Raw genomic sequence first — 20119 nt, forward strand, 5'->3', positions numbered from 1 at the left:
ACCCGACCCCCGCAGGGGCGCAGGAGGCGCAGCCACGAGACGCCGACCCACCCACCCGCAGGGGCCTAGGGCGCCCCCAACCCCCGCAGGGGTGCAGGGGGCGCAGCCCCCGCTCGGGGGGCGGGGGCTGCGCCCCGGGAAATACCTCCCCTTCACCCCCAACCCCCGGAGGGACTCGGGAAGGGGCGGGGTGGGGAAGGCGAAACCCCCCGGGCCCACCAAGGGCCCAGGGGGTTGGAAAGGGGCGCGGCCCCTTACTTGTCGGCGACCGGCTTGCGCAGGGCGATGTTCAGCTCGCGCAGACGGGACTCGTCCAGCTCCGTGGGCGCCCCCATCATCAGGTCCTGCGCGTTGCCGTTCAGCGGGAACGCGATGGTCTCCCGGATGTTCGGCTCGTCCGCGAGCAGCATCACGATGCGGTCGACACCCGGCGCGATGCCACCGTGCGGCGGCGCCCCGAGGCGGAACGCGCGCAGCATGCCCGCGAACTCGGCCTCGACGGTCTCGCGGTCGTACCCCGCGATCTCGAACGCCTTCAGCATCAGCTCGGGCTCGTGGTTGCGGATCGCGCCCGAGGACAGCTCGATGCCGTTGCAGACGATGTCGTACTGCCAGGCCAGGATGTCGAGCGGGTCCTTCTCCTCCAGGTCGGCGAGGCCACCCTGGGGCATGGAGAACGGGTTGTGCGAGAAGTCGATCTTCCCGGTCTCCTCGTCCTTCTCGTACATCGGGAAGTCGACGATCCAGCAGAACCGGAACACGCCCTCCTCGAAGTGCCCGGCCCGCTTCGCGGCCTCGACCCGCACACCCGACATGATCTTGGAGACCTCGTCGAACTCGCCCGCGCCGAAGAACACCGCGTGCCCGGGGACGAGCCCGAGGCGCTCGGTGAGCACCTTGACGTTCTCGTCGGTGAGGAACTTCGCGATCGGGCCGGACAGCGAACCGTCCTCGCCGACCCGCACCCAGGCCAGGCCCTGCGCGCCGAGCGAGACGGCGTACTCGCCGAGCCCGTCGAAGAACTTCCGGGACTGCGAGGCCACGTCCGGCACCGGGAGCGCGCGCACGTGCTTGCCCGCGAACGCCTTGAACTCCGAGCCCTCGAACACGTCGGTGATGTCGGCGAGTTCGAGCTTGGCGCGCAGGTCGGGCTTGTCGTTGCCGTACTTCAGCATCGACTCGCGGAACGGGATGCGCGGGAAGGGGCTGGTGACCTCGCGGCCGCCGCCGAACTCCGTGAACAGCTCCGTCATGAGCTTCTCGATGGGCTGGAAGACGTCCTCCTGCTCGACGAAGCTCATCTCGACGTCGAGCTGGTAGAACTCGCCCGGCGAGCGGTCGGCGCGGGCGTCCTCGTCGCGGAAGCAGGGCGCGATCTGGAAGTACCGGTCGAAGCCGGAGATCATCAGGAGCTGCTTGAACTGCTGCGGCGCCTGCGGCAGCGCGTAGAACTTGCCCGGGTTCAGGCGGGAGGGGACCACGAAGTCACGCGCGCCCTCGGGGGAGGTCGCCGTCAGGATCGGGGTGGCCATCTCGTTGAAGCCGAGCGCGACCATCTTCGAGCGGATGGAGGCGATCACGGCGCTGCGCAGCATGATGTTGCGGTGCATGCGCTCGCGGCGCAGGTCGAGGAAGCGGTACTCCAGGCGCCGCTCCTCGTTGACGCCGTCCTCGGCGTTGATCGTGAACGGCAGCGGGTTCGCGGCGCCGAGCACCTCGACCTCGCCGACCTCGATCTCGATCTCGCCGGTCGCCAGCTCGCCGTTCACGTTCTCGGCGCCGCGCGAGACGACCTTGCCGTCGACGCGTACGACGGTCTCCTTGGACAGCTTGTCCAGAGCCTCGGCGCCGGCCGTGCCGGGCCGGGCGACCAGCTGGGTGATGCCGTAGTGGTCCCGCAGGTCGATGAAGAGAATGCCGCCCAGGTCTCGGCGATTGTGCAGCCAGCCGCTCAGCCGGACGTCGCTGCCGACGTCGGAGGCGCGGAGCTCGCCGCAGGTGTGGGACCGGTACCGGTGCATCGTTCATCCAATTCTTCGCGAACCGTGGCCGCGACTACTTCGCGAGATTCTTCGCGAGACAGGCGGGAATCAACCAGTCCAGGTTACCGCCCGGTCCAGGGGGCCCTTCTCGGTGGCGGCCGGTCCTGGGATCTTCTTAAATGGGGTCAATGCGCACCGAGGACGTCCTGGCCGCGATCGCGACCGGCTTGTGGCGCTGGGACAACGGGTCCGGCACGGTCACCCTCGACGCGGAGGCCGCCCGGCTCCTCGGCCTGCCCGCGCAGCCGGCCACCCTGACCGAGTCGGCCGTCAGGTCGCGCTTCCACCCCGTCGACTGGAACGAGGTCGACGGCATCGTGCACCTGGCCCTCGCCGAGGGCACCCTCGCCGAGGTCCGGCTGCGGATCATGGACGAGAACGGCCGGGTCCTGCGCACCGTACGCAGCCGCTCCAAGCCCATGGTCAGCGGCGGGGACTACGTGCTGATCGGCACCATCCAGGAGGTCGCCGAGCCGCAGCCCGGCACCACCGCCGCCCACCCCTCGATCACCGGCGACTGGCGGCGCTCGCGCGAGGCGTTCCTGCTCGACGCGGGCCGCGCGCTGGCCGAGGCCCGCTCCACCTCCGAGGTGCTCCGGGTCGCCGCATCACTCTCCATGCCGGGCTTCTCGCCGGACGGCCTCGCGGTGTTCGGGGTGGCCGGGGAGCGGCTGACGATCATCGGGCACCACGGGCACAACCCCGGCGACGACGGCCCGTTCACGGACATGGCGCTCGACACCGACTATCCGGCGGCCGACGTCGTGCGCAACGGGCGGGCGATCTATCTGCCGACGCCGCAGGAGTACCGGCGCCGCTTCCCCGCCACCTGGCCGCTGGCCCAGCGCTTCGACCGCCAGTCCTGGGCGTTCGTCCCGCTCATCGTCGCCGGGCGGACCATCGGCGCCTGGATGGCGGCGTTCAAGCACCCCGTCGCCTTCACCCCCGACGAGCGCTCGGTCCTCACCACGGTCGCCCGCATGCTGGCGCAGGCCCTGGCCAGGGCGGGCGAGGCGGAGAACGAGCGCGAGCTCTCGCTCGGCCTCCAGCGCTCGATGATGCCCACGCTCGGCCCCGAGATCCCCGGCATGACGGTCGCCGCCCGCTACGTGCCGACCGGCGGCGGCCTCCAGGTCGGCGGCGACTGGTACGACATGATCCCGCTGCCCGGCGGCAGCTCCCTCACGGGGTCCGGCGCGGGCAGGTTCGCGCTGGTCATCGGCGACGTACAGGGCCACGACGTGCGGGCGGCGGGCCTCATGGGCCAGCTCCGCATCGCGCTGCGGGCCTACGCGAGCGAGGGCCACAGCCCCGACGCGGTCCTCTCCCGCGCCTCCCGCTTCCTGTACGGGATCACCGAGTCGTACGGGGTGCCCGACCCCTACGGCGACGGGTACGAGGACTACGCCCCGCGCTTCGCGACCTGCCTCTACATCGAGGTCGACCCGGCCACCGGCACCCTCGACATCGCGCGGGCCGGCCACCCCGACCCGGTCATCCGCACCGCCGACGGCACCGCCCTGATCCGCCCCACCGCGGGCGGCCTGCCGCTCGGCATCGAGGCGGACTCGGACTACCCGACCACCCGGCTCGTCCTCGACCCCGACGAGACGATCATGATCTGCACGGACGGGCTGATCGAGACCGGCGGCCACGACATGGCCAGCGGCTGGACCCGGCTCCGCCCGGTCCTGGAGAAGCACACCGGGGCCAGTCTTGAACAGCTCGCCGACGAACTGGTCCAAGCGGTGCACGGCCCCTCCTCGCACCACACCACGGGCCCGCTGGTCGACCGCCGCGAGGACGACATCGCGCTCCTGCTGCTGCGCCGCAACGACGCCGGGGGCCGGGCCGGGGCCGCGCCGCCCGCCGTGGTCCGCCGCACCGCGCTGACCGTCGCCCAGGCCGAACCCGAGCGGATCGCGGGCGCCCGCAGGCAGCTGCGCGAGCTGCTGCACGACTGGGCGGACGAGGAGCAGGTCGACTCGGCGGTCCTGATGATCTCCGAGATGATCACCAACGTCCTGGTGCACACCGACGGCGACGCGCTGCTCGTGGCGGAGGCGAGGGGCCCGCTCGGCACCCGCAGGCTGCGCGTCGAGGTCGCCGACGCGAGCGACGAGCTGCCCCACCGCCGCCGCCCCGGCGAGATGGCCTCCAGCGGCCGCGGCCTGATCCTGATGGAGATGCTCGCGGACGCCTGGGGGGTGGACCCGAGGGGCGACGGCAAGTCGATCTGGTTCGAGCTCTACGAGACGGGCGGGGCGGGTTCGCCGGGCGCCGAGCCGTCCTCGGAGTAGCGCTCGCGCAGCTCGCCGATCACCGCGAAGCCCGCCGCCGCGACCGGCACCGCGAGCAGCATCCCGATCAGCCCCGCGACGCTCGCGCCCGCGGTCAGCGCGATCATGATCATCGCGGGGTGCATCTGGACGGTGCGGCTCTGGATGACGGGCTGGAGGATGTGCCCCTCCAGTTGCTGTACGGCGAGTACGACCCCGAGGGTCCACAGGGCGGTGCCGAACCCGCGGTCGGCCAGCGCCACGAGCACGGCGACGGCGCCGGAGACGAAGGCGCCCAGGTAGGGGATGTAGGCCCCGATGAACACCAGCGCGCCGAGCCCGAGGGCGCCGGGCACGCGCAGGACGAGCAGCCCGACGGTGATGCAGACGGCATCGATGAAGGCGATGAACGTAGTGCCCCGCATGAACCCCTCGACCGCCTCGAAGGCGCGGCGGGCCATGGCCTCGACCGTGTCGCCGGTGCCGCGCGGGGCCAGCGCGTGGGCGAGGCCCACGGCCCGGTCGGAGTCCTTGAGGAAGAAGAAGGTGAGCAGGAGCGCGAGGACGCTGGTGGCGAGCAGCGAGCCGAGCAGGCTGAGCCCTTCGAGCACGCCGCTGGCCGCGCCCGCCCCGAACTTGGACAGCAGCCGCTTGGCGTTGTCGGCGAGGTTGGTGACCCCGTCCCCGCCGGCCACCCCGAAGTGGTCGGCCACCCACTGCCCGGCCTGCTTGAGCGAGGCGACGATCTGGTCCCCGGTGTCGATGAGCGCGCTGACCACGACGTAGCCCGCCCCGCCGACGACCCCGACGAGGGCGACACAGGTCAGCGCGGCGGCGAGCGAGCGCCGGACCCCGACGCGGATCAGCCACCGGTGTACGGGGCCGAGGAGCGCGGTCCCGAGGAGGGCGAGCAGCACGGGGGTGACGGCCGTCTTGAACACGACGCAGAGCCAGACTCCGACGCCGACGACCCCGGCGACGAGCAGCACGAGGGCACACCACGCGCCGATCCGCCGGGCGGTGTCGGGGAGCAGGGTGCCGGGAGCGTCCACCCCGCCAGCGGACCACGGCCCGCCGCCCCCCGCCCCACCGAACCCCCCACCCGGGTGACACCCCGTCAGTCCCCACCCGGTTGCCCGCACCCCTTGAGGCCCCTTCCACCTGCGGACCGCGCTCGCTTGTTCGCGCAGTTCCTCGCGCCCCTAACCCCTCGGTCGTGTGCGGACCGTGCCCGCTTCTCGCGCAGTTCCCCGCGCCCCTGGCGGTACTGGGGCGGGCCAGTGCTGGCATCTTCAGCCCGTCCGGCGATTGAGGACGAGCGCCGTTCAGGCGCGAACGGGGGTGCGGGGGCGGAGCCCCCGCCGGGGTTCGAGGGGCGGAGCCCCTCAAGGGCCCGAGGGGCAAACCCCCCGGGGTCTGGGGCGGAGCCCCAGGGAGGCGGACACCCCGGCCAGGTCACATGCCGTGCACCGCCGGGACCGACCCGAGCCGCCCCTTCTGGAAGTCCTCGAAGGCCTGCTCAAGCTCCGCCCGCGTATTCATCACGAACGGCCCGTAGTGCGCCATCGGCTCCCGGATCGGCTGCCCACCGAGCAGCACGACCTCCAGGTCCGGCGCGTTGGAGTCCTGCTTCTCGTCCGCGCGGACGGTCAGCGAACCGCCCTCGCCGAACACCGCGGTCTGCCCCATGTGGGCGGGCCGCCGCTCCGCGCCGACCGAGCCGCGCCCGGCCAGCACGTACGCGAGCCCATTGAAGTCCTCGCGCCACGGCAGCGTGACGGAAGCACCCGGCCGCAGCGTGGCGTGCACCATCGTGATCGGGGTGTGCGTGATCCCGGGGCCGTCGTGGCCGTCGAGCGAACCCGCGATGACCCGCATCAGCGCACCCCCGTCGGGCGAGGTGAGCAGCTGGACGGAACCGCTGCGGATGTCCTGGTAGCGCGGGGCCATCATCTTGTCCCGGGCCGGCAGGTTCACCCAGAGCTGGAGCCCGTGGAAGAGCCCGCCCGACATGACCAGCTGCTCCGGCGGCGCCTCGATGTGGAGCAGACCGGACCCGGCCGTCATCCACTGGGTGTCCCCGTTGGTGATCGTGCCGCCACCGCCGTTGGAGTCCTGGTGGTCGAAGATCCCGTCGATGATGTAGGTGACGGTCTCGAAGCCGCGGTGCGGGTGCCACGGGGTGCCCTTGGGCTCGCCCGGCGCGTACTCCACCTCGCCCATCTGGTCCATCATGATGAACGGGTCGAGGTACTTGTAGTTGATCCCGGCGAACGCGCGGCGCACCGGGAATCCCTCCCCCTCGAACCCCTGCGGAGCAGTGGTCACGGCAAGGACGGGACGGGCCGCGACCCCCTCCGGCGCGGCTACGCGCGGCAGGGTCAGCGGGTTTTCGACGGTCACAGCAGGCATGGGACGGCCCTCCTTGCGGGGATGCTCTACGTTCAAAGTAGTTGAATGGTGAACATCCTGCAAGGCATGCCCATTCCCGCCCCCCTCCGACCCGCCCCGGAATGCACGTCGGGCCCGTACCCCCCGGGGGTACGGGCCCGACGAACAGCCAGATCTACGCCTATCCGTACATCCGCCGCATGGCGAAGTCGACCATCTGCTCCACGGCCTTCGCGTCGAAGACCATCCGGTGGTCGCCCTCCATGTCGAGCACGAAGCCGTACCCGGTGGGCAGGAGGTCGATGACCTCGGCGCCGGTGATGACGAAGTACTTGGACTCCTTGCCCGCGTACCGACGCAGTTCCTTGAGCGAGGTGAACATCGGGATGACCGGCTGCTGGGTGTTGTGGAGCGCGAGGAACCCGGGGTTGTCGCCGCGCGGGCAGTACACCTTCGACCCGGCGAAGATCTGCTGGAAGTCCTCGGCCGAGAGCGTCCCGGTCGTGAACGCCCGCACCGCGTCGGCGAGGGAGGGGGGCGACGGCTCGGGGTACAGCGGCTGCTCCCCGTACCCGCCCTGCATCTGCTGCTGAGGCGGGGCGTACTGCTGCTGTGCGCCAGGGCCGCCTGCGTGCTGGTCGTAGCCGTACATGGGGCTCAGCGTAGTGGGCCGCGATTAGAGCCGCGTCACAGTTGTCCCACTAGGGGTTGCGTCTTATTACCCACGGGTAGCATCATCGTAGCTACTTGCTGGTAAAGATGTAACCGACCCTGTTTACGGAGCCGTCGCCATGGGGCACTACAAGTCGAATCTCCGCGACATCGAGTTCAACCTCTTCGAGGTGCTCGGACGCGACAAGCTGTACGGCACCGGCCCGTTCGGGGAGATGGACGTCGACACCGCCAAGTCGATCCTGGAGGAGATCGCCCGCCTCGCCGAGAACGAGCTGGCCGACTCCTTCGCGGACGCCGACCGCAACCCGCCGGTCTTCGACCCCGCCACCAACACCGCTCCGGTCCCGGAGTCCTTCACGAGCTCCTACAAGGCGTTCATGGACTCCGAGTACTGGCGTCTGGGCCTGCCCGAGGAGATCGGCGGCACCGTCTCGCCGCGCTCCCTGATCTGGGCCTACGCCGAGCTGCTCCTCGGCTCGAACCCGGCGATCTGGATGTACTCCTCGGGTCCGGCCTTCGCGGGCATCCTCTTCGCCGAGGGCAACGAGCAGCAGAAGAAGATCGCCGAGATCGCGGTCGAGAAGCGCTGGGGCTCGACCATGGTCCTGACCGAGCCGGACGCGGGCTCGGACGTCGGCGCCGGCCGCACCAAGGCCGTCCAGCAGGACGACGGCTCCTGGCACATCGAAGGCGTGAAGCGCTTCATCACCTCCGGTGAGCACGACATGGAGGAGAACATCCTCCACTACGTCCTCGCCCGCCCCGAGGGCCACGGCCCCGGCACCAAGGGTCTCTCCCTCTTCCTGGTCCCGAAGTTCCACTTCGACTGGGAGACCGGCGAGCTGGGCGAGCGCAACGGCGTGTACGCGACGAACGTCGAGCACAAGATGGGCCTGAAGGCGTCCAACACGTGCGAGATGACGTTCGGCGACCAGCACCCCGCCAAGGGCTGGCTGATCGGCGACAAGCACGACGGCATCCGCCAGATGTTCATGATCATCGAGTTCGCCCGCATGATGGTCGGCACGAAGGCGATCGCCACGCTGTCGACGGGTTACCTGAACGCCCTCGAGTACGCCAAGGAGCGCGTCCAGGGCAGCGACCTCTCGCAGTTCATGGACAAGACCGCGCCGAAAGTGACCATCACCCACCACCCGGACGTGCGGCGCTCGCTGATGACGCAGAAGGCGTACGCGGAGGGCATGCGCTCGCTCGTCCTCTACACCGCCGCCGTCCAGGACGCGATCCAGGTGAAGGAGGCGGCGGGCGAGGACGCGAAGTCCCTCATCGGCCTGAACGACCTCCTGCTGCCCATCGTGAAGGGCTACGGCTCGGAGAAGTCGTACGAGAAGCTGTCGTCCGAGTCGCTCCAGACCTTCGGCGGCTCCGGGTACCTCCAGGAGTACCCGATCGAGCAGTACATCCGTGACGCCAAGATCGACACGCTGTACGAGGGCACCACGGCGATCCAGGGCCAGGACTTCTTCTTCCGGAAGATCGTCCGCGACCAGGGCGCGTCCCTGAACGCCCTCTCCGAGGAGATCAAGAAGTTCCTCGCCGAGCAGAACGGCCACGAGGAGCTGGGCGGCGCGCTCGACTCCCTCGCCAAGGCGGCCGTCGACCTGGAGGCGATCGTCGGCACGATGATCACCGACCTGACGGCGACCGGTGAGGACGTCAAGAACATCTACAAGGTGGGTCTCAACACGACCCGTCTGCTGATGGCGTCGGGCGACGTGGTCGTCGGCTACCTGCTCCTGAAGGGTGCCGCGGTCGCCGCCGAGAAGCTGTCCTCGGCCTCCGCGAAGGACGTCCCCTTCTACCAGGGCAAGATCGCCGCCGCGAAGTTCTTCGCCGCGAACGTTCTGCCGGGCGTTGGCACGGCCCGCGCCCTGGCCGAGACGGTGGACGGCTCGCTGATGGACCTGGACGAGGCGGCGTTCTAGCCCACGCGGTACCAGGGGCTCGGGGTGGTCGGACCCCGAGCCCCTTCGCACCCGCGGCCAGCCAAATCCCCCACCCCGCCCCTCCCCGAAACCCACCGGGGGCAACTGGACCCCCCACGGACCACACCCCCTCCCTCGCGCAGTTCCTCGCACCCCTAGACCCGGATGTCGGCCTCACGCCGCGCGTGGTCATTCGCGCAGTTCCCCGCGCCCCTTGAACCCCCTTCGATCCGCGGACCGTGCCCGCTTCTCGCGCCGTTCCCCGCGCCCCTTGGCCCGATGTTCGCCTCGCGTCGTGCATGGTGACTCGCGCCGTTCCCCGCGCCCCTCAACCCCCTTCGATCTGCGGACCGTGGTCGCTTCTCGCGCAGTTCCCCGCGCCCCTATCAGTACTGGGGCGGGCCAGTGCTGGCATCTTCAGCCTGTCCGGCGTTTGAGGACGAGCGCCGTTCAGGCGCGAACGGGGGTGTGGGGGGGGAGCCCCCACAGGGGTTCGAGGGGCGGAGCCCCTCAAGGGGGTCTGGGGCGCAGCCCCAGGGGCGGAACCATCCAACCCCGCGCAACGGGCGGGCGGGTGGGCAAATCCCCGGGGTCTGGGGCGGAGCCCCAGGGCCCGGGCCGTCCGCCCCAGCCCCCGGGGAGCTGGGGCGGAGCTCCAGGCGGGCGCAGGGCCGGGAGTGGGGTCCTCGCCGCCGTTAGGGTGGCCGCATGAGCACACCGCCCCGCTTCGACCGCGGCCACACCGACGACCTGATGACCTTCCTCGCGGCGAGCCCGTCGCAGTACCACGCCGTGGCCAACGCGGCCGCACGCCTGGAGAAGGCCGGGTTCCGGCAGGTCCAGGAGACGGACGCCTGGGACGGCACGCACGGCGGCAAGTACGTGCTGCGCGGCGGCGCCATCGTGGCCTGGTACGTGCCCGAGGACGCCGAGCCCCACACCCCGTACCGGATCGTCGGCGCCCACACCGACTCCCCGAACCTGCGCGTGAAGCCGCAGCCCGACTCGGGTGCGTACGGCTGGCGGCAGGTCGCCGTCGAGATCTACGGCGGGACGCTGCTCAACACCTGGCTCGACCGCGACCTCGGCATCGCGGGCCGGCTCACCCTGCGCGACGGCAGCCACCGCCTGGTCAACGTGGACCGCCCGTTGATGCGCGTACCGCAGCTCGCCGTGCACCTGGACCGCGCGGTGAACACCGACGGCCTCAAGCTCGACCGCCAGCGCCACCTCCAGCCGATCTGGGGCCTCGGCGACGACGTACAGGAAGGCGACCTGATCCGCTTCCTGGAGCAGGAGGCCGAGCTCGACGAGGGCGAGGTGGCCGGCTGGGACCTGATGCTGCACTCCGTCGAGCCGCCCGCCTACCTGGGCCGCGACCGGGAGTTGGTGGCCGGTCCGCGCATGGACAACCTGCTCTCCGTGCACGCCGGGGCCGCCGCCCTGGCCGCCGTGTCCGGCAGCGACGACCTCCCCTTCATCCCGGTGTTCGCCGCCTTCGACCACGAGGAGGACGGTTCGCAGGCCGACACCGGCGCGGACGGCCCGCTGCTCGGCAACGTCATGGAGCGCTCGGTGTTCGCGCGCGGCGGCACGTACGAGGACCGCGCCCGCGCCTTCGCAGGAACGATCTGCCTCTCCTCCGACACCGGCCACGCGGTGCACCCCAACTACGCCGAGCGCCACGACCCCACGCACCACCCGCGCGCCAACGGCGGCCCCATCCTCAAGGTCAACGTGAACGCCCGGTACGCCACCGACGGCGCCGGCCGCGCGGTCTTCGCGGCGGCCTGCGAGCGCGCCGGGGTGCCGTGGCAGACCTTCGTCTCCAACAACGCGATGCCCTGCGGCACCACCATCGGCCCCATCACCGCCGCCCGCCACGGCATCCAGACCGTCGACATCGGCGTGGCCATCCTGTCGATGCACAGCGCGCGCGAGCTGTGCGGCGCCGACGACCCGCATCTGCTGGCCAACGCCCTGACCGCGTTCCTGGCGGGCTGAACCAGCGCCCCGTACAAGGGGATTGGCCGTCCGGGGCCCGGGTACCCGGACGGTCCACCACCTTTCACGGAGGCGAGTTCCATGGGCTTGGGCGGCTGCATCATCCTCATCGCGGTGGGGGCGATCCTCACCTTCGCGACGGACTGGCACGCCAAGGGTGTGAACCTCGACGTCGTGGGCCTGATCCTGATGGCCGTCGGCATCATCGGCGTGGCCGTCTTCACCAGCGTCCTGCGCAGGCGGCGCATAGTGCCGGGCGCCACCGTCGTCGAGGAGGAGCGGCGCGACCCCCTGGTGTGAGCCACGGCGCCCCGAGGCGGGCCGCGCGGGCCGCGCCCCGCCTCGCGTGACCCCGGCCACCTGAGCCCCGGCACGGAGGCCCACCCCCTCGACCCCGCGTATCCTCGACTGTCCGGGCCCTGACCAGGCCCGGGGGGAAAACCGGGAACGGGGAGCAAGGGGGTGCCGCCACCGTGGAGTTCCGCGTCCTGGGAACGGTGGCCGTGGCGACGGAGGACGGCGCGTTCCTCGCGCTGGGTCCCGCCAAACGCCGCAGCCTGCTGGCCATGCTGCTGCTCCAGCCCAACACCGCCGTGCCGGTGGAACGGCTCACCGAGGCCCTGTGGGACGAGGAGCCGCCGCTCCACTCCCGCACCGTGCTGCAAGGCCATGTCTCCCGGCTGAGGGCCCTGTTCGCCGAGCAGGGCGCCGAGGCGTACGGCATCGAACTGGCCACCCGCGGACCGGCGTACGTCCTGCGGCTGCCCGAGACCCTCATCGACGCGCACCGCTTCGAGGAGCTCGTCACCCTCGCCCGCGGCCAGCGCGACCCCGGCGACGCGGTGCTCATGCTGCGCGAGGCGCTCGCCCTGTGGCAGGGCCCCGCCCTCACCGGCACCGTGGCCAGCCCGCCCCTGCAAGCCGCCGCCCACACCCTCGAAGAGCTCCGGCTCGCCTCGGTGGAGGCGCTCGCCGAGGCGTACGGGGAGCTCGGCGAGCACGGCCGGGCCGCTGCCGTGCTGCGCACCGAAGCCGTAGCCCACCCCCTGCGCGAACCCCTCTCGGCCGCGCTGATGCTCGCCCTGAGCCGCTCGGGCCGCCAGTCCGACGCCCTCGAATGGTTCCACCGCACCCGCCGCCTGCTCTCCGACGAACTCGGCGTGGACCCCGGCCCCGCCCTCCGCGAGGCGCACGCCACGATCCTGCGGACCGGCACCCCCGCCGCGACGCCCGCCCAACCGGCCGAACCCGAGCCCGAACTCTGCGCCGCCGTACCGGAGTTGCTGCCGCGCAGGCCCCGCGGCTTCACCGGCCGCCACGCCGAGCTGACCGCGCTCGGCCGCGCCACCGCCGGGCAGTACGGCGCCATCGCGCTGGTCACCGGCGGCGCGGGCGTCGGCAAGACCGCGCTCGCCGTGCACTGGGCCCACGAGCGCCAGGGCGACTTCCCCGACGGCCGCCTCTTCGCCGACCTGTGCGGCTACAGCGACACCCCGGCCCGCCAAGTCACCGTCGTCCTGCGGGAGTTCCTGCTCGCGCTCGGCGTGCCCGGCCGGCGCATACCCGAGACCGAGGCGGGCATGGGCGCGCTGTACCGCTCGCTGACCGCCGACCGCCGGATGCTGGTCGTCCTCGACAACGCCCGCGACTCCGAGCAGGTCCGCCCGCTGCTGCCGGGCGGCGACCACTGCGTCACCCTGGTCACCAGCCGCGACCGGCTCGGCGGCCTCGTCGCCTCCGACGCGGCGCGCCCGGTCCGCCTCGACGAGCTGCCCACCGCCGACTGCACCGCCCTGCTCGCCGCCGTGCTCGGCGAGGAGCGGGTGGCCGCCGAACCCGGGGCGGCCGCCCGCCTCGCCGAACTGTGCGACGGCCTCCCCCTCGCCCTGCGGGTCACCGCCGCCCGCCTCGCCGCCCGCCCCCAGTGGACCCTCGCCGCGCTCGCCGGTGAACTCGCCGACGAACAACGCCGGTTGGGGCTGCTGCGGGTCGAGGACACCGGCGTGGCGGCCGCCCTGCGCCTGACCGTGCAGCAACTGCCCGAACAGGCCCGCCGGATGTTCCGCGCGCTCGGCCTGCACACCGGCTCCGAACTCGATCGCTACACGGCCGCCGCACTGGCCGGCTGCACCCCCGACCAGGCCGCCACCGCCCTCGACCGGCTCGCCGCCGCCCACCTCGTGGTCGAGTCCGGCCCGCCGGGCCCCGCCCACTCCCGCACCCGCCCGGACTCGTACACCCTGCACGACCTGGTCCGGCTCTACGCCCGCGCGCTCGCCCCGGAGGCCGACCCCGACGGCCTCGCCCGCCTCCTGGACCACTACCTGCACACCGGTCTGGTCGCGACCGCCACCGCCGAGCCCGGCAGCCAGCCCTGCTTCGTGCCGCCCCCCGGGGCCCGGCGGCCCGCGGCGGTGCGCGAGTTCGAGGACCGCCAGGCCGCGCTCGCCTGGTACGAGGCCGAACGGGCCACCCTGCGCGGCGCCGTCGCCGCCGCCGTCCACGCCGGGATGCACGACCGCGCCTGGCGCCTGGTGCTGCTCCAGTGGCCCCTGATCCTGTGGCGGGTCCGCGACGGCTGGGTGCCGCTCCTCCAACAGGCCCTGGAATCGGCCGAGTTGGAGCAGGAACTGGACGCCCAGTCCCGCACCCGCGCCCTGCTGGGCTGGGTCCTGCACGAGGAGGGCCGCTACGACGAGGCCCTCGCCCAGCTGGAGAAGGCCCCCGACCTCGCCCGCCAGGCCGGAGACGTCACCAGCGAGGCCATCGCCCGCATGAACCTGGCCCTCATCCTCACCCAGTACGACGAGGTCGACCGGGCCGGTGAACTGCTCGGCCAGGCCCTCGCGCTGGCCGGCCGCGCCCGCGACCGCTCCACCCAGATGCTCGCCCACCAGCACCTGGCCCGCCACCACCTCGACGCGGGCAGGCACCGGTCGGCCCTCGACCACGCCCAGCGCGGCCTCGAACTCGGCCCCTCGCCCGAGGCGATCCCGCGCCGGGTGCTGCTGCGCACCAGCTACGGCGAGGCGCTGGCGGGTCTCGGCCGCACCGACGAGGCCCGCCGCCAACTCGCCGACGCGGCCCGCGAGGCCGACGGCCACGGCTTCGAGGAGGGCGCGGCCGCCGCCCGCGCGGCCCTGGCCGCGCTCCCACCGGCGTAACCTTGCGCGGTCCCCACCTCGTCGTGGTGCGCGGGCCCACGTGAGGCACGTGAGACCGCTGGTCCATGTGATCTCACAGGGGCGCGTGACGTCGTGGGGGTACGGTCCACGTGACGTCGCAGGGCCGCGTGACGACGTGAGGGTGCGGTGCACATGACGCCTCCGGGGGCGCGTGACGACGTGGGGGTGTGGGTCCGACGCGCTTATTTCATGGGCGCGTTGGCCGGACGACAGCAAGCGCCGCGAGGCTGGGCGGCACAGGGATCCGAGGATTCGTCGGGGAGCGGGGCACGATGAGCAGGGGCAGGGGCACAGTGGCCGTCGTCGGCCTCGCCGTGCTGCTCGCGTCCCTGACGGCCTGTACGGACGGGGCGCCCTCCGGCGCCGACGGCACCGAGACGAAGACGGCGGCACCTGGCTCCGCCGCGCCGCACTCCGGCGCCCCGCGGGAACGGCCCACCCCGCCGCTCCCCGCGCCCGACCGCGGCGACGCCGGACAGAGCCCTTCGCCCGGCGCCGAAGCGCCCGGCCCGTCCGGCTCGCCCGCCGCCACGCCCCCGCCGGGCACCCCGGGCCCCGACACCCGTACCGGCCCGATGGGCGACGGGGGCGAGGACGCGCGCGGGTTCTGCTCGCCCACCTCGCTGTCCCTGAGCTTCCGCGTCGCGGACGACGCCCGCGGCAGGGGCGGCTCCCGGCCCGGCGCCGACGCGAAGGCCGCGGGCGACGCCGTCCTGGTGGTCCGCAACACCTCCGGGCACACCTGCGTCCTGCACGGCACCCCGGCGCTCGTCCTCCTGGACGGCGACGGCCGCACCGCCCCGCTCGCCGCGGCCCCGGCCCAACCGTTCGCCAAGCCCTTCGCCCTGCACCCCGGGGCGAACGGAGTGGCCCGGGTCCACTACACGCCGAGCCGCGACTGCCCGGCCCGGGGCACCTCGGTGCGCGTGACGCTGCCCGGCTCCGACAGCCCGAACACCCTGCCCGTCCTGGACGCGAAGGGCCGCCCCGCCACGCTTCCCCTGTGCGGCCCGGCCCCGCGCACCGGCCCGTTCAGGCCGGGCTTCGGCTAGCCCCCCCCCCGCTAGGACGCGGCGTCCATCCCGGCGAGCACCAGCGGCAGCCTGCTCACGCCGCCCTCGGTGAGCCGCACGGGCACGCCCCAGTCCTGCTGGTGCATGTGGCAGGCCGGGTACTCGTTCTCCGGGTCGTCGTCGCAGGAGGCCGCCATCGCCGACACGTGCAGCACGCCCTCGGTGACCTCCGGGTTCAGGCCGAGCTCGCGCGCGAGCTCGGTGCCGGTGCCCTCGCCCGCGAGCAGCAGCTCGGGCGGGGTCGAGGAGACGAGCAGCCGGGTCGAGGGCCCGTACCGGGTGTCCAGCTTCTGCCCGGCGGGCGCCTGGAACACGACCTCCAACCAGAGCCTGCCCGGGGCGACTTCGGTCGCCGCGCGCTGGGTGCGGTGCGCCACGGACTCCACCCGCACGGCCTCCTCGGGCAGCCGCAGCCGGGTCAGCCGGTGCCGCGCCGACTCGACGACGACGATGTCGTCCCCGACGAGCACGGCGTCGCTGGGCTCCCTCACGTCCGTCGCCAGCGTGGTCACTTCGCCGGTGGCCGGGTCGTAGCGGCGCAGTGCGTGGTTGTACGTGTCCGACACGGCGACCGAGCCGTCGGGCAGCGCGGTGACGCCCAGCGGGTGCTGGAGCAGCGCCTGCGCGGCGTCCCCGTCGCGGTGCCCGAAGTCGAAGAGGCCAGTGCCGACGGCGGTGTGCACGGCGCCCTCGGGGTCGACGTAGCGCAGCGCGGAGGTCTCCGAGTCGGCGACCCAGAGCCGGTCCTCGGTGGCCGCGAGCCCGGACGGCTGGGCGAACCACGCCTCGGCGCCCGGCCCGTCGACGAGCCCCTCGTTGGTCGTCCCGGCCGCGACCTCGACGGCCCTGGTCTCCGGGTCGTACGTCCACAGCTGGTGCACGCCCGCCATGGCGATCCACACCCTGCCCCGCCACCAGGCCACGTCCCACGGCGAGGAGAGGTCCACCGCGAGGGCGGGACCGGACGTCGGCTGCCCCTGCCACCACTGCCTGCCGGTCCCGGCGAGCAGCTCGATGTCCCCGGTGGCCGGGTCGAAGGTGCGCAGCGCGTGGTGCACGGTGTCGGCGACGACCACCTTGCCGTCCGGGAGCAGCGCGAGTCCCTGCGGCTCCTTGAACTGCCCGTCCCCGCCGATCCGGCGCACGACGCGCTCCCCGTCCGGGGCGAGCTCGACGAGCTGGTGGCGGGTGGTGTCGGAGACCAGGAAGTTCCCGCTGGGCAGCACGATCGCCTTGCCCGGGAAGCGCAGGTCGGTGGCGACCGGCTCCGGCGGGACGTACGGCCCGTCGCCGCGCCGCAGCGTCCCCTTCGCCCCGTGCTCGGCCTCCAGCTCCGCCACGAGCCGCTCGATGGCATGGGCATGGCCCTCGCCCGCGTGCTGGGCGACGACGTAGCCCTCGGGGTCGATCACCACGAGCGTGGGCCAGGCCCGCACCGCGTACTGCTTCCAGGTGGCGAGCTCCGGGTCGTCGAGGACCGGGTGCTCCACGCCGTACCGCTCGACGGCGTCCACGACCGCCTGGTGCTCGGCCTCGTGCACGAACTTCGGCGAGTGCACCCCGACGATCACGACGGTGTCCCGGTGCTTCTCCTCGAGCTCCCGCAGCTCGTCGAGCACGTGCAGGCAGTTGATGCAGCAGAACGTCCAGAAGTCGAGGATCACGATGCGGCCGCGCAGCTCCGCGAGGCTCAGCTCCTTGCCTCCGGTGTTCAGCCAGCCGCCCTTGCCGATCAGCTCGGGGGCACGGACGCGGGCACGACGGGGGGCGGGCGCGGGGGTGGGCGCCGGGGCGGCATCGTTCATGGTTCAAGCTTGCCATCCCGGTATGAACAGCTTGTGTCGCCGTTCGGCGGACCGCCGCGGCGGGCAGGGGTACAGCCATGAAATACCTCGTGCGGGACAAGATCTTCGCCATCGGTGACGACTACTGGATCGACACGGAGGACGGGCGGCACGCCTTCCTCGCCGACGGCAAGGCCCTGCGGATGCGCGACACCCTGGAGCTGAAGGATCCGTCGGGGCGGGTGCTGATCACGCTGCGGGAGAAGATGTTCAGCCTGCGCGACGCGATGACCATCGAGCGGGACGACCAGATCCTCGCGAAGGTCCGCCGCAAACGCCTCTCCCTGCTGCGCAACCACTACCGGGTGAGCCTGGTCGAGGGCACCGAGCTCGACGTCACGGGCAAGATCCTGGACCGCGAGTTCACCGTCGAGTACGACGGAGAACTCCTCGCCCACGTGTCCCGCAAGTGGTTCCGGGTCCGCGAGACCTACGCCGTGAACGTCGTACGGGAGGACGCGGACGCGGCCCTGCTGCTGGCGGTGGTGATCTGCGTGATCCGCATGGACGAAAAGGACCGCGCCCACGACGAGTGACCAGCCACGCACGACCCGCACGGACAGAGGGTTCAGGGGCGCGAGGAACCGCGCGACCAGCCACGCACGACCCGCACGGGCAAGAGGGTTCAGGGGCGCGAGGAACTGCGCGACAAGCCACGCACAACCCGCACGGACAGAGGGTTCAGGGGCGCGAGGAACTGCGCGACAAGCCACGTACGACCCGCACGGACAGGGGGTTTCCAGGGGCGCGGGGAACTGCGCGACAAGCCACGCACGACCCGCACGTACAGCGGACCAGAAAAGGGGCGCGGGGAACTGCGCAGAACCCGCACCCCCACGCGGCAAAGGCGCAGAACCCGCACCCCCACCCCGCGGCGCGACCCCGCACTACCCCTTCGGCACGTCCAGCCCCAGCACCCTGTCCTTCAGCGCGGGAAACACCTCCCGCGTCTCCGCGACCTTCGCCGGATCGAGATCCACGGTCAGGATCTCCTCGCCGGAGCCCGCCTCCGCGAGCACCTCACCCCACGGGTCGACCACGATGCTGCGCCCGCTCTGCTCGACCCCCGCGTGCGTCCCGGCCGTACCGCAGGCCAGCACGTACGCCAGGTTCTCGACCGCGCGGGCCCGCGCGAGCAGCGTCCAGTGGGCGCTGCGGCGGGCGGGCCAGCCCGCGGGGACGACGAAGGCGTGGGCGCCCGCGTCGACCAGGCCGCGGAACAGTTCCGGGAAGCGGAGGTCGTAACAGGTGGCCAGGCCAAGCGTGAGGTCCGGCAGCGAGGCGGTGACCAGGTCCGAGCCCGCGCCCATCAGGACGGCCTCGCCCTTGTCGAAGCCGAAGCGGTGGATCTTCCGGTAGGTGCGGGCCAGCGCGCCGTCGGGCGAGAAGACGAGGGAGGTGTTGTAGAGCCTGCCGTCCTCGCCCCGCTCCGGAATCGACCCGGCGTGCAGCCACACCCCGGCGTCCCGGGCCGCCTCGGCCATCGCCCGGGCCGTGGTGCCGCGCGGCGTCTCCGCCTCGTCCGCGAAGAGTTCGTACGCGAACGCCCCGACCGTCCACAGCTCGGGAAGCACGACCAGATCGCTGCTCCGCTGCTCCCGGATCAGCGAACCCACGCGTCGTCGGCGGGAATTGATGGATTCTTCCGGATTTACGTCGATCTGGATGAGCGAGGCGCGCACGGTACCACCGTCCTGGCTTTCGAGCCGTCAGCACTGGGGAAAACAGCCTACGATCGTCGTACCAAAGCACTGCCGGGGTGCTGCCCGGCAGCGTAACTTAGCGACCAAGCCTCCCACGCAGTACCGCAGTCCAGCCCGCGTACAAAAGAACCGCCGAGGGGTCCCGTGACCGTCCATCCCAGCCTTCAGACCTACGCCGATGCCTGGACCCACTCCATCGAGGCGATATCGGAGCTGGTGCAGCCGCTCGTCGAGGGCGAGTGGAACCGTGCGACGCCGTGCCCCAACTGGTCCGTGCGCGACATCGTGTCGCACATCATCGGCATGGAGTGCGAGCAGCTGGGCGACCCGAGGCCGATCCACACCCTGCCGCGCGACATCTTCCACGTACAGACCGACCTCGCCCGCTACATGGAGATGCAGGTCGATGTGCGCCGCCACCACACGGCGCCGGAGATGACCTCCGAGCTGGAGTACACGATCATTCGCCGGGCGCGTCAGCTGCGCAACGAGAACCGGGACCCCGACACCAAGGTGCGGGCCCCCCTCGGCGCCGAGCAGACCCTGGAACTGGCGCTGCGGATGCGGGCGTTCGACGTCTGGGTGCACGAGCAGGACCTGCGCTGGGCCCTCAACAAGCCGGGGAACCTGGACTCGCCGGGCGCGTACGTGGCCCGCGACATCCTGCTGCACACGCTGCCCCGCGTGGTGGCGAAGGACGCGGGCGCGCCGCCCAGCTCGGCGGTGGTCTTCGACATCCACGGCCCGGTGGAGTTCCTGCGCACGGTGCGGGTGGACGCGGACGGCCACGGCACCATCGACGGCGCGCCCTCGCTCGGCCCGCTGGTCACGCTCGCCATGGACTGGGAGACCTTCGTGCGGCTCGCGTGCGGCCGGGTCCGCCCGCACGCGGTCGCCGACCGGGTGAAGGCCGAGGGCGACCCGGCGCTGGCCGACGCGATCCTGCGGGAGTTCGCGGTCACCCCGTAGCCCGGGGC

14 protein-coding genes are annotated in these 20119 nt (G+C 72.4%); 8 read left to right on the top strand and 6 right to left on the bottom strand.

All coding sequences use genetic code 11. The features are described 5' to 3' along the window. Positions 1 to 254: 254 nt before the first annotated feature. Positions 255 to 2021, bottom strand: a complete 1767-nt coding sequence (gene aspS, locus AC07F3_RS13830; RefSeq protein ID WP_479113660.1) for an aspartate--tRNA ligase — start codon at positions 2019 to 2021, stop codon at positions 255 to 257. A 149-nt stretch (positions 2022 to 2170) separates the two neighbouring features. On the opposite strand from aspS, the gene AC07F3_RS13835 reads away from it, so the two are divergent. Then, a complete protein-coding gene (locus AC07F3_RS13835; RefSeq protein WP_479113662.1) occupies positions 2171 to 4342 on the top strand; it encodes a SpoIIE family protein phosphatase in 2172 nt (723 codons plus the stop codon). On the opposite strand, the gene AC07F3_RS13840 is transcribed toward AC07F3_RS13835, so the two are convergent. The 3 genes from AC07F3_RS13840 to AC07F3_RS13850 form a co-directional block, all read right to left on the bottom strand. Beyond that, complete coding sequence (locus tag AC07F3_RS13840; protein WP_479113664.1) at positions 4291 to 5373, bottom strand: AI-2E family transporter; 1083 nt, start codon at positions 5371 to 5373, stop codon at positions 4291 to 4293. The two genes, AC07F3_RS13835 and AC07F3_RS13840, sit on opposite strands and share 52 nt — an antisense overlap. A gap of 403 nt (positions 5374 to 5776) precedes the next feature. Then, positions 5777 to 6733 carry a pirin family protein gene (locus AC07F3_RS13845; RefSeq protein ID WP_479113666.1) on the bottom strand — a complete coding sequence of 319 codons (957 nt, stop codon included), beginning with the start codon at positions 6731 to 6733 and terminating at the stop codon, positions 5777 to 5779. 160 nt (positions 6734 to 6893) lie between these two features. After that, entirely contained in the window at positions 6894 to 7364 is a 471-nt protein-coding gene (locus AC07F3_RS13850) for an SseB family protein (RefSeq protein WP_479113668.1), read from the bottom strand. A gap of 139 nt (positions 7365 to 7503) precedes the next feature. On the opposite strand from AC07F3_RS13850, the gene AC07F3_RS13855 reads away from it, so the two are divergent. The 5 genes from AC07F3_RS13855 to AC07F3_RS13875 all read left to right on the top strand — a co-directional run bounded on the left by AC07F3_RS13855 (position 7504) and on the right by AC07F3_RS13875 (position 15574). Further along, positions 7504 to 9333, top strand: a complete 1830-nt coding sequence (locus tag AC07F3_RS13855) for an acyl-CoA dehydrogenase (protein WP_479113670.1) — start codon at positions 7504 to 7506, stop codon at positions 9331 to 9333. Positions 9334 to 10041: 708 nt separating this feature from the next. Next, on the top strand, positions 10042 to 11337 hold the full coding sequence (locus AC07F3_RS13860; protein WP_479113672.1) for a M18 family aminopeptidase: 1296 nt from the start codon (positions 10042 to 10044) through the stop codon (positions 11335 to 11337). Positions 11338 to 11418: 81 nt separating this feature from the next. Next, the gene (locus AC07F3_RS13865; protein WP_114038593.1) at positions 11419 to 11637 is read left to right on the top strand and encodes a DUF6458 family protein; all 219 of its coding nucleotides are present in this window, start codon (positions 11419 to 11421) and stop codon (positions 11635 to 11637) included. Between the two features lie 173 nt (positions 11638 to 11810). Next, positions 11811 to 14501: an AfsR/SARP family transcriptional regulator gene (locus tag AC07F3_RS13870; protein WP_479113674.1), complete on the top strand. Its 2691-nt coding sequence runs from the start codon at positions 11811 to 11813 to the stop codon at positions 14499 to 14501. 293 nt (positions 14502 to 14794) lie between these two features. Then, on the top strand, positions 14795 to 15574 hold the full coding sequence (locus AC07F3_RS13875; protein WP_479113676.1) for a DUF4232 domain-containing protein: 780 nt from the start codon (positions 14795 to 14797) through the stop codon (positions 15572 to 15574). An 11-nt stretch (positions 15575 to 15585) separates the two neighbouring features. Here the strand turns inward: AC07F3_RS13875 and AC07F3_RS13880 are convergent, their stop codons facing one another. Then, positions 15586 to 17400: an NHL domain-containing thioredoxin family protein gene (locus AC07F3_RS13880; RefSeq protein ID WP_479113678.1), complete on the bottom strand. Its 1815-nt coding sequence runs from the start codon at positions 17398 to 17400 to the stop codon at positions 15586 to 15588. A 77-nt stretch (positions 17401 to 17477) separates the two neighbouring features. On the opposite strand from AC07F3_RS13880, the gene AC07F3_RS13885 reads away from it, so the two are divergent. Then, on the top strand, positions 17478 to 17975 hold the full coding sequence (locus AC07F3_RS13885) for an LURP-one-related/scramblase family protein (protein ID WP_479113680.1): 498 nt from the start codon (positions 17478 to 17480) through the stop codon (positions 17973 to 17975). 351 nt (positions 17976 to 18326) lie between these two features. On the opposite strand, the gene AC07F3_RS13890 is transcribed toward AC07F3_RS13885, so the two are convergent. Continuing rightward, entirely contained in the window at positions 18327 to 19121 is a 795-nt protein-coding gene (locus AC07F3_RS13890; protein WP_479113682.1) for a carbon-nitrogen family hydrolase, read from the bottom strand. A gap of 165 nt (positions 19122 to 19286) precedes the next feature. Here AC07F3_RS13890 and AC07F3_RS13895 point away from each other — a divergent pair, with 165 nt between their 5' ends. Beyond that, entirely contained in the window at positions 19287 to 20111 is an 825-nt protein-coding gene (locus tag AC07F3_RS13895; RefSeq protein WP_479113684.1) for a maleylpyruvate isomerase family mycothiol-dependent enzyme, read from the top strand. Positions 20112 to 20119: the final 8 nt, after the last annotated feature.

The sequence above is a fragment of the Streptomyces sp. NPDC045846 genome (genome assembly GCF_056431605.1).

Coding starts and splice junctions, on each gene's coding strand:
- AC07F3_RS13850 (WP_479113668.1), bottom strand. CDS start 7,364: ATGTACGGCTACGACCAGCACGCAGGCGGCCCTGGCGCACAGCAGCAG.
- AC07F3_RS13835 (WP_479113662.1), top strand. CDS start 2,171: ATGCGCACCGAGGACGTCCTGGCCGCGATCGCGACCGGCTTGTGGCGC.
- AC07F3_RS13845 (WP_479113666.1), bottom strand. CDS start 6,733: ATGCCTGCTGTGACCGTCGAAAACCCGCTGACCCTGCCGCGCGTAGCC.
- AC07F3_RS13865 (WP_114038593.1), top strand. CDS start 11,419: ATGGGCTTGGGCGGCTGCATCATCCTCATCGCGGTGGGGGCGATCCTC.
- AC07F3_RS13880 (WP_479113678.1), bottom strand. CDS start 17,400: ATGAACGATGCCGCCCCGGCGCCCACCCCCGCGCCCGCCCCCCGTCGT.
- AC07F3_RS13875 (WP_479113676.1), top strand. CDS start 14,795: ATGAGCAGGGGCAGGGGCACAGTGGCCGTCGTCGGCCTCGCCGTGCTG.
- AC07F3_RS13855 (WP_479113670.1), top strand. CDS start 7,504: ATGGGGCACTACAAGTCGAATCTCCGCGACATCGAGTTCAACCTCTTC.
- AC07F3_RS13885 (WP_479113680.1), top strand. CDS start 17,478: ATGAAATACCTCGTGCGGGACAAGATCTTCGCCATCGGTGACGACTAC.
- aspS (WP_479113660.1), bottom strand. CDS start 2,021: ATGCACCGGTACCGGTCCCACACCTGCGGCGAGCTCCGCGCCTCCGAC.
- AC07F3_RS13860 (WP_479113672.1), top strand. CDS start 10,042: ATGAGCACACCGCCCCGCTTCGACCGCGGCCACACCGACGACCTGATG.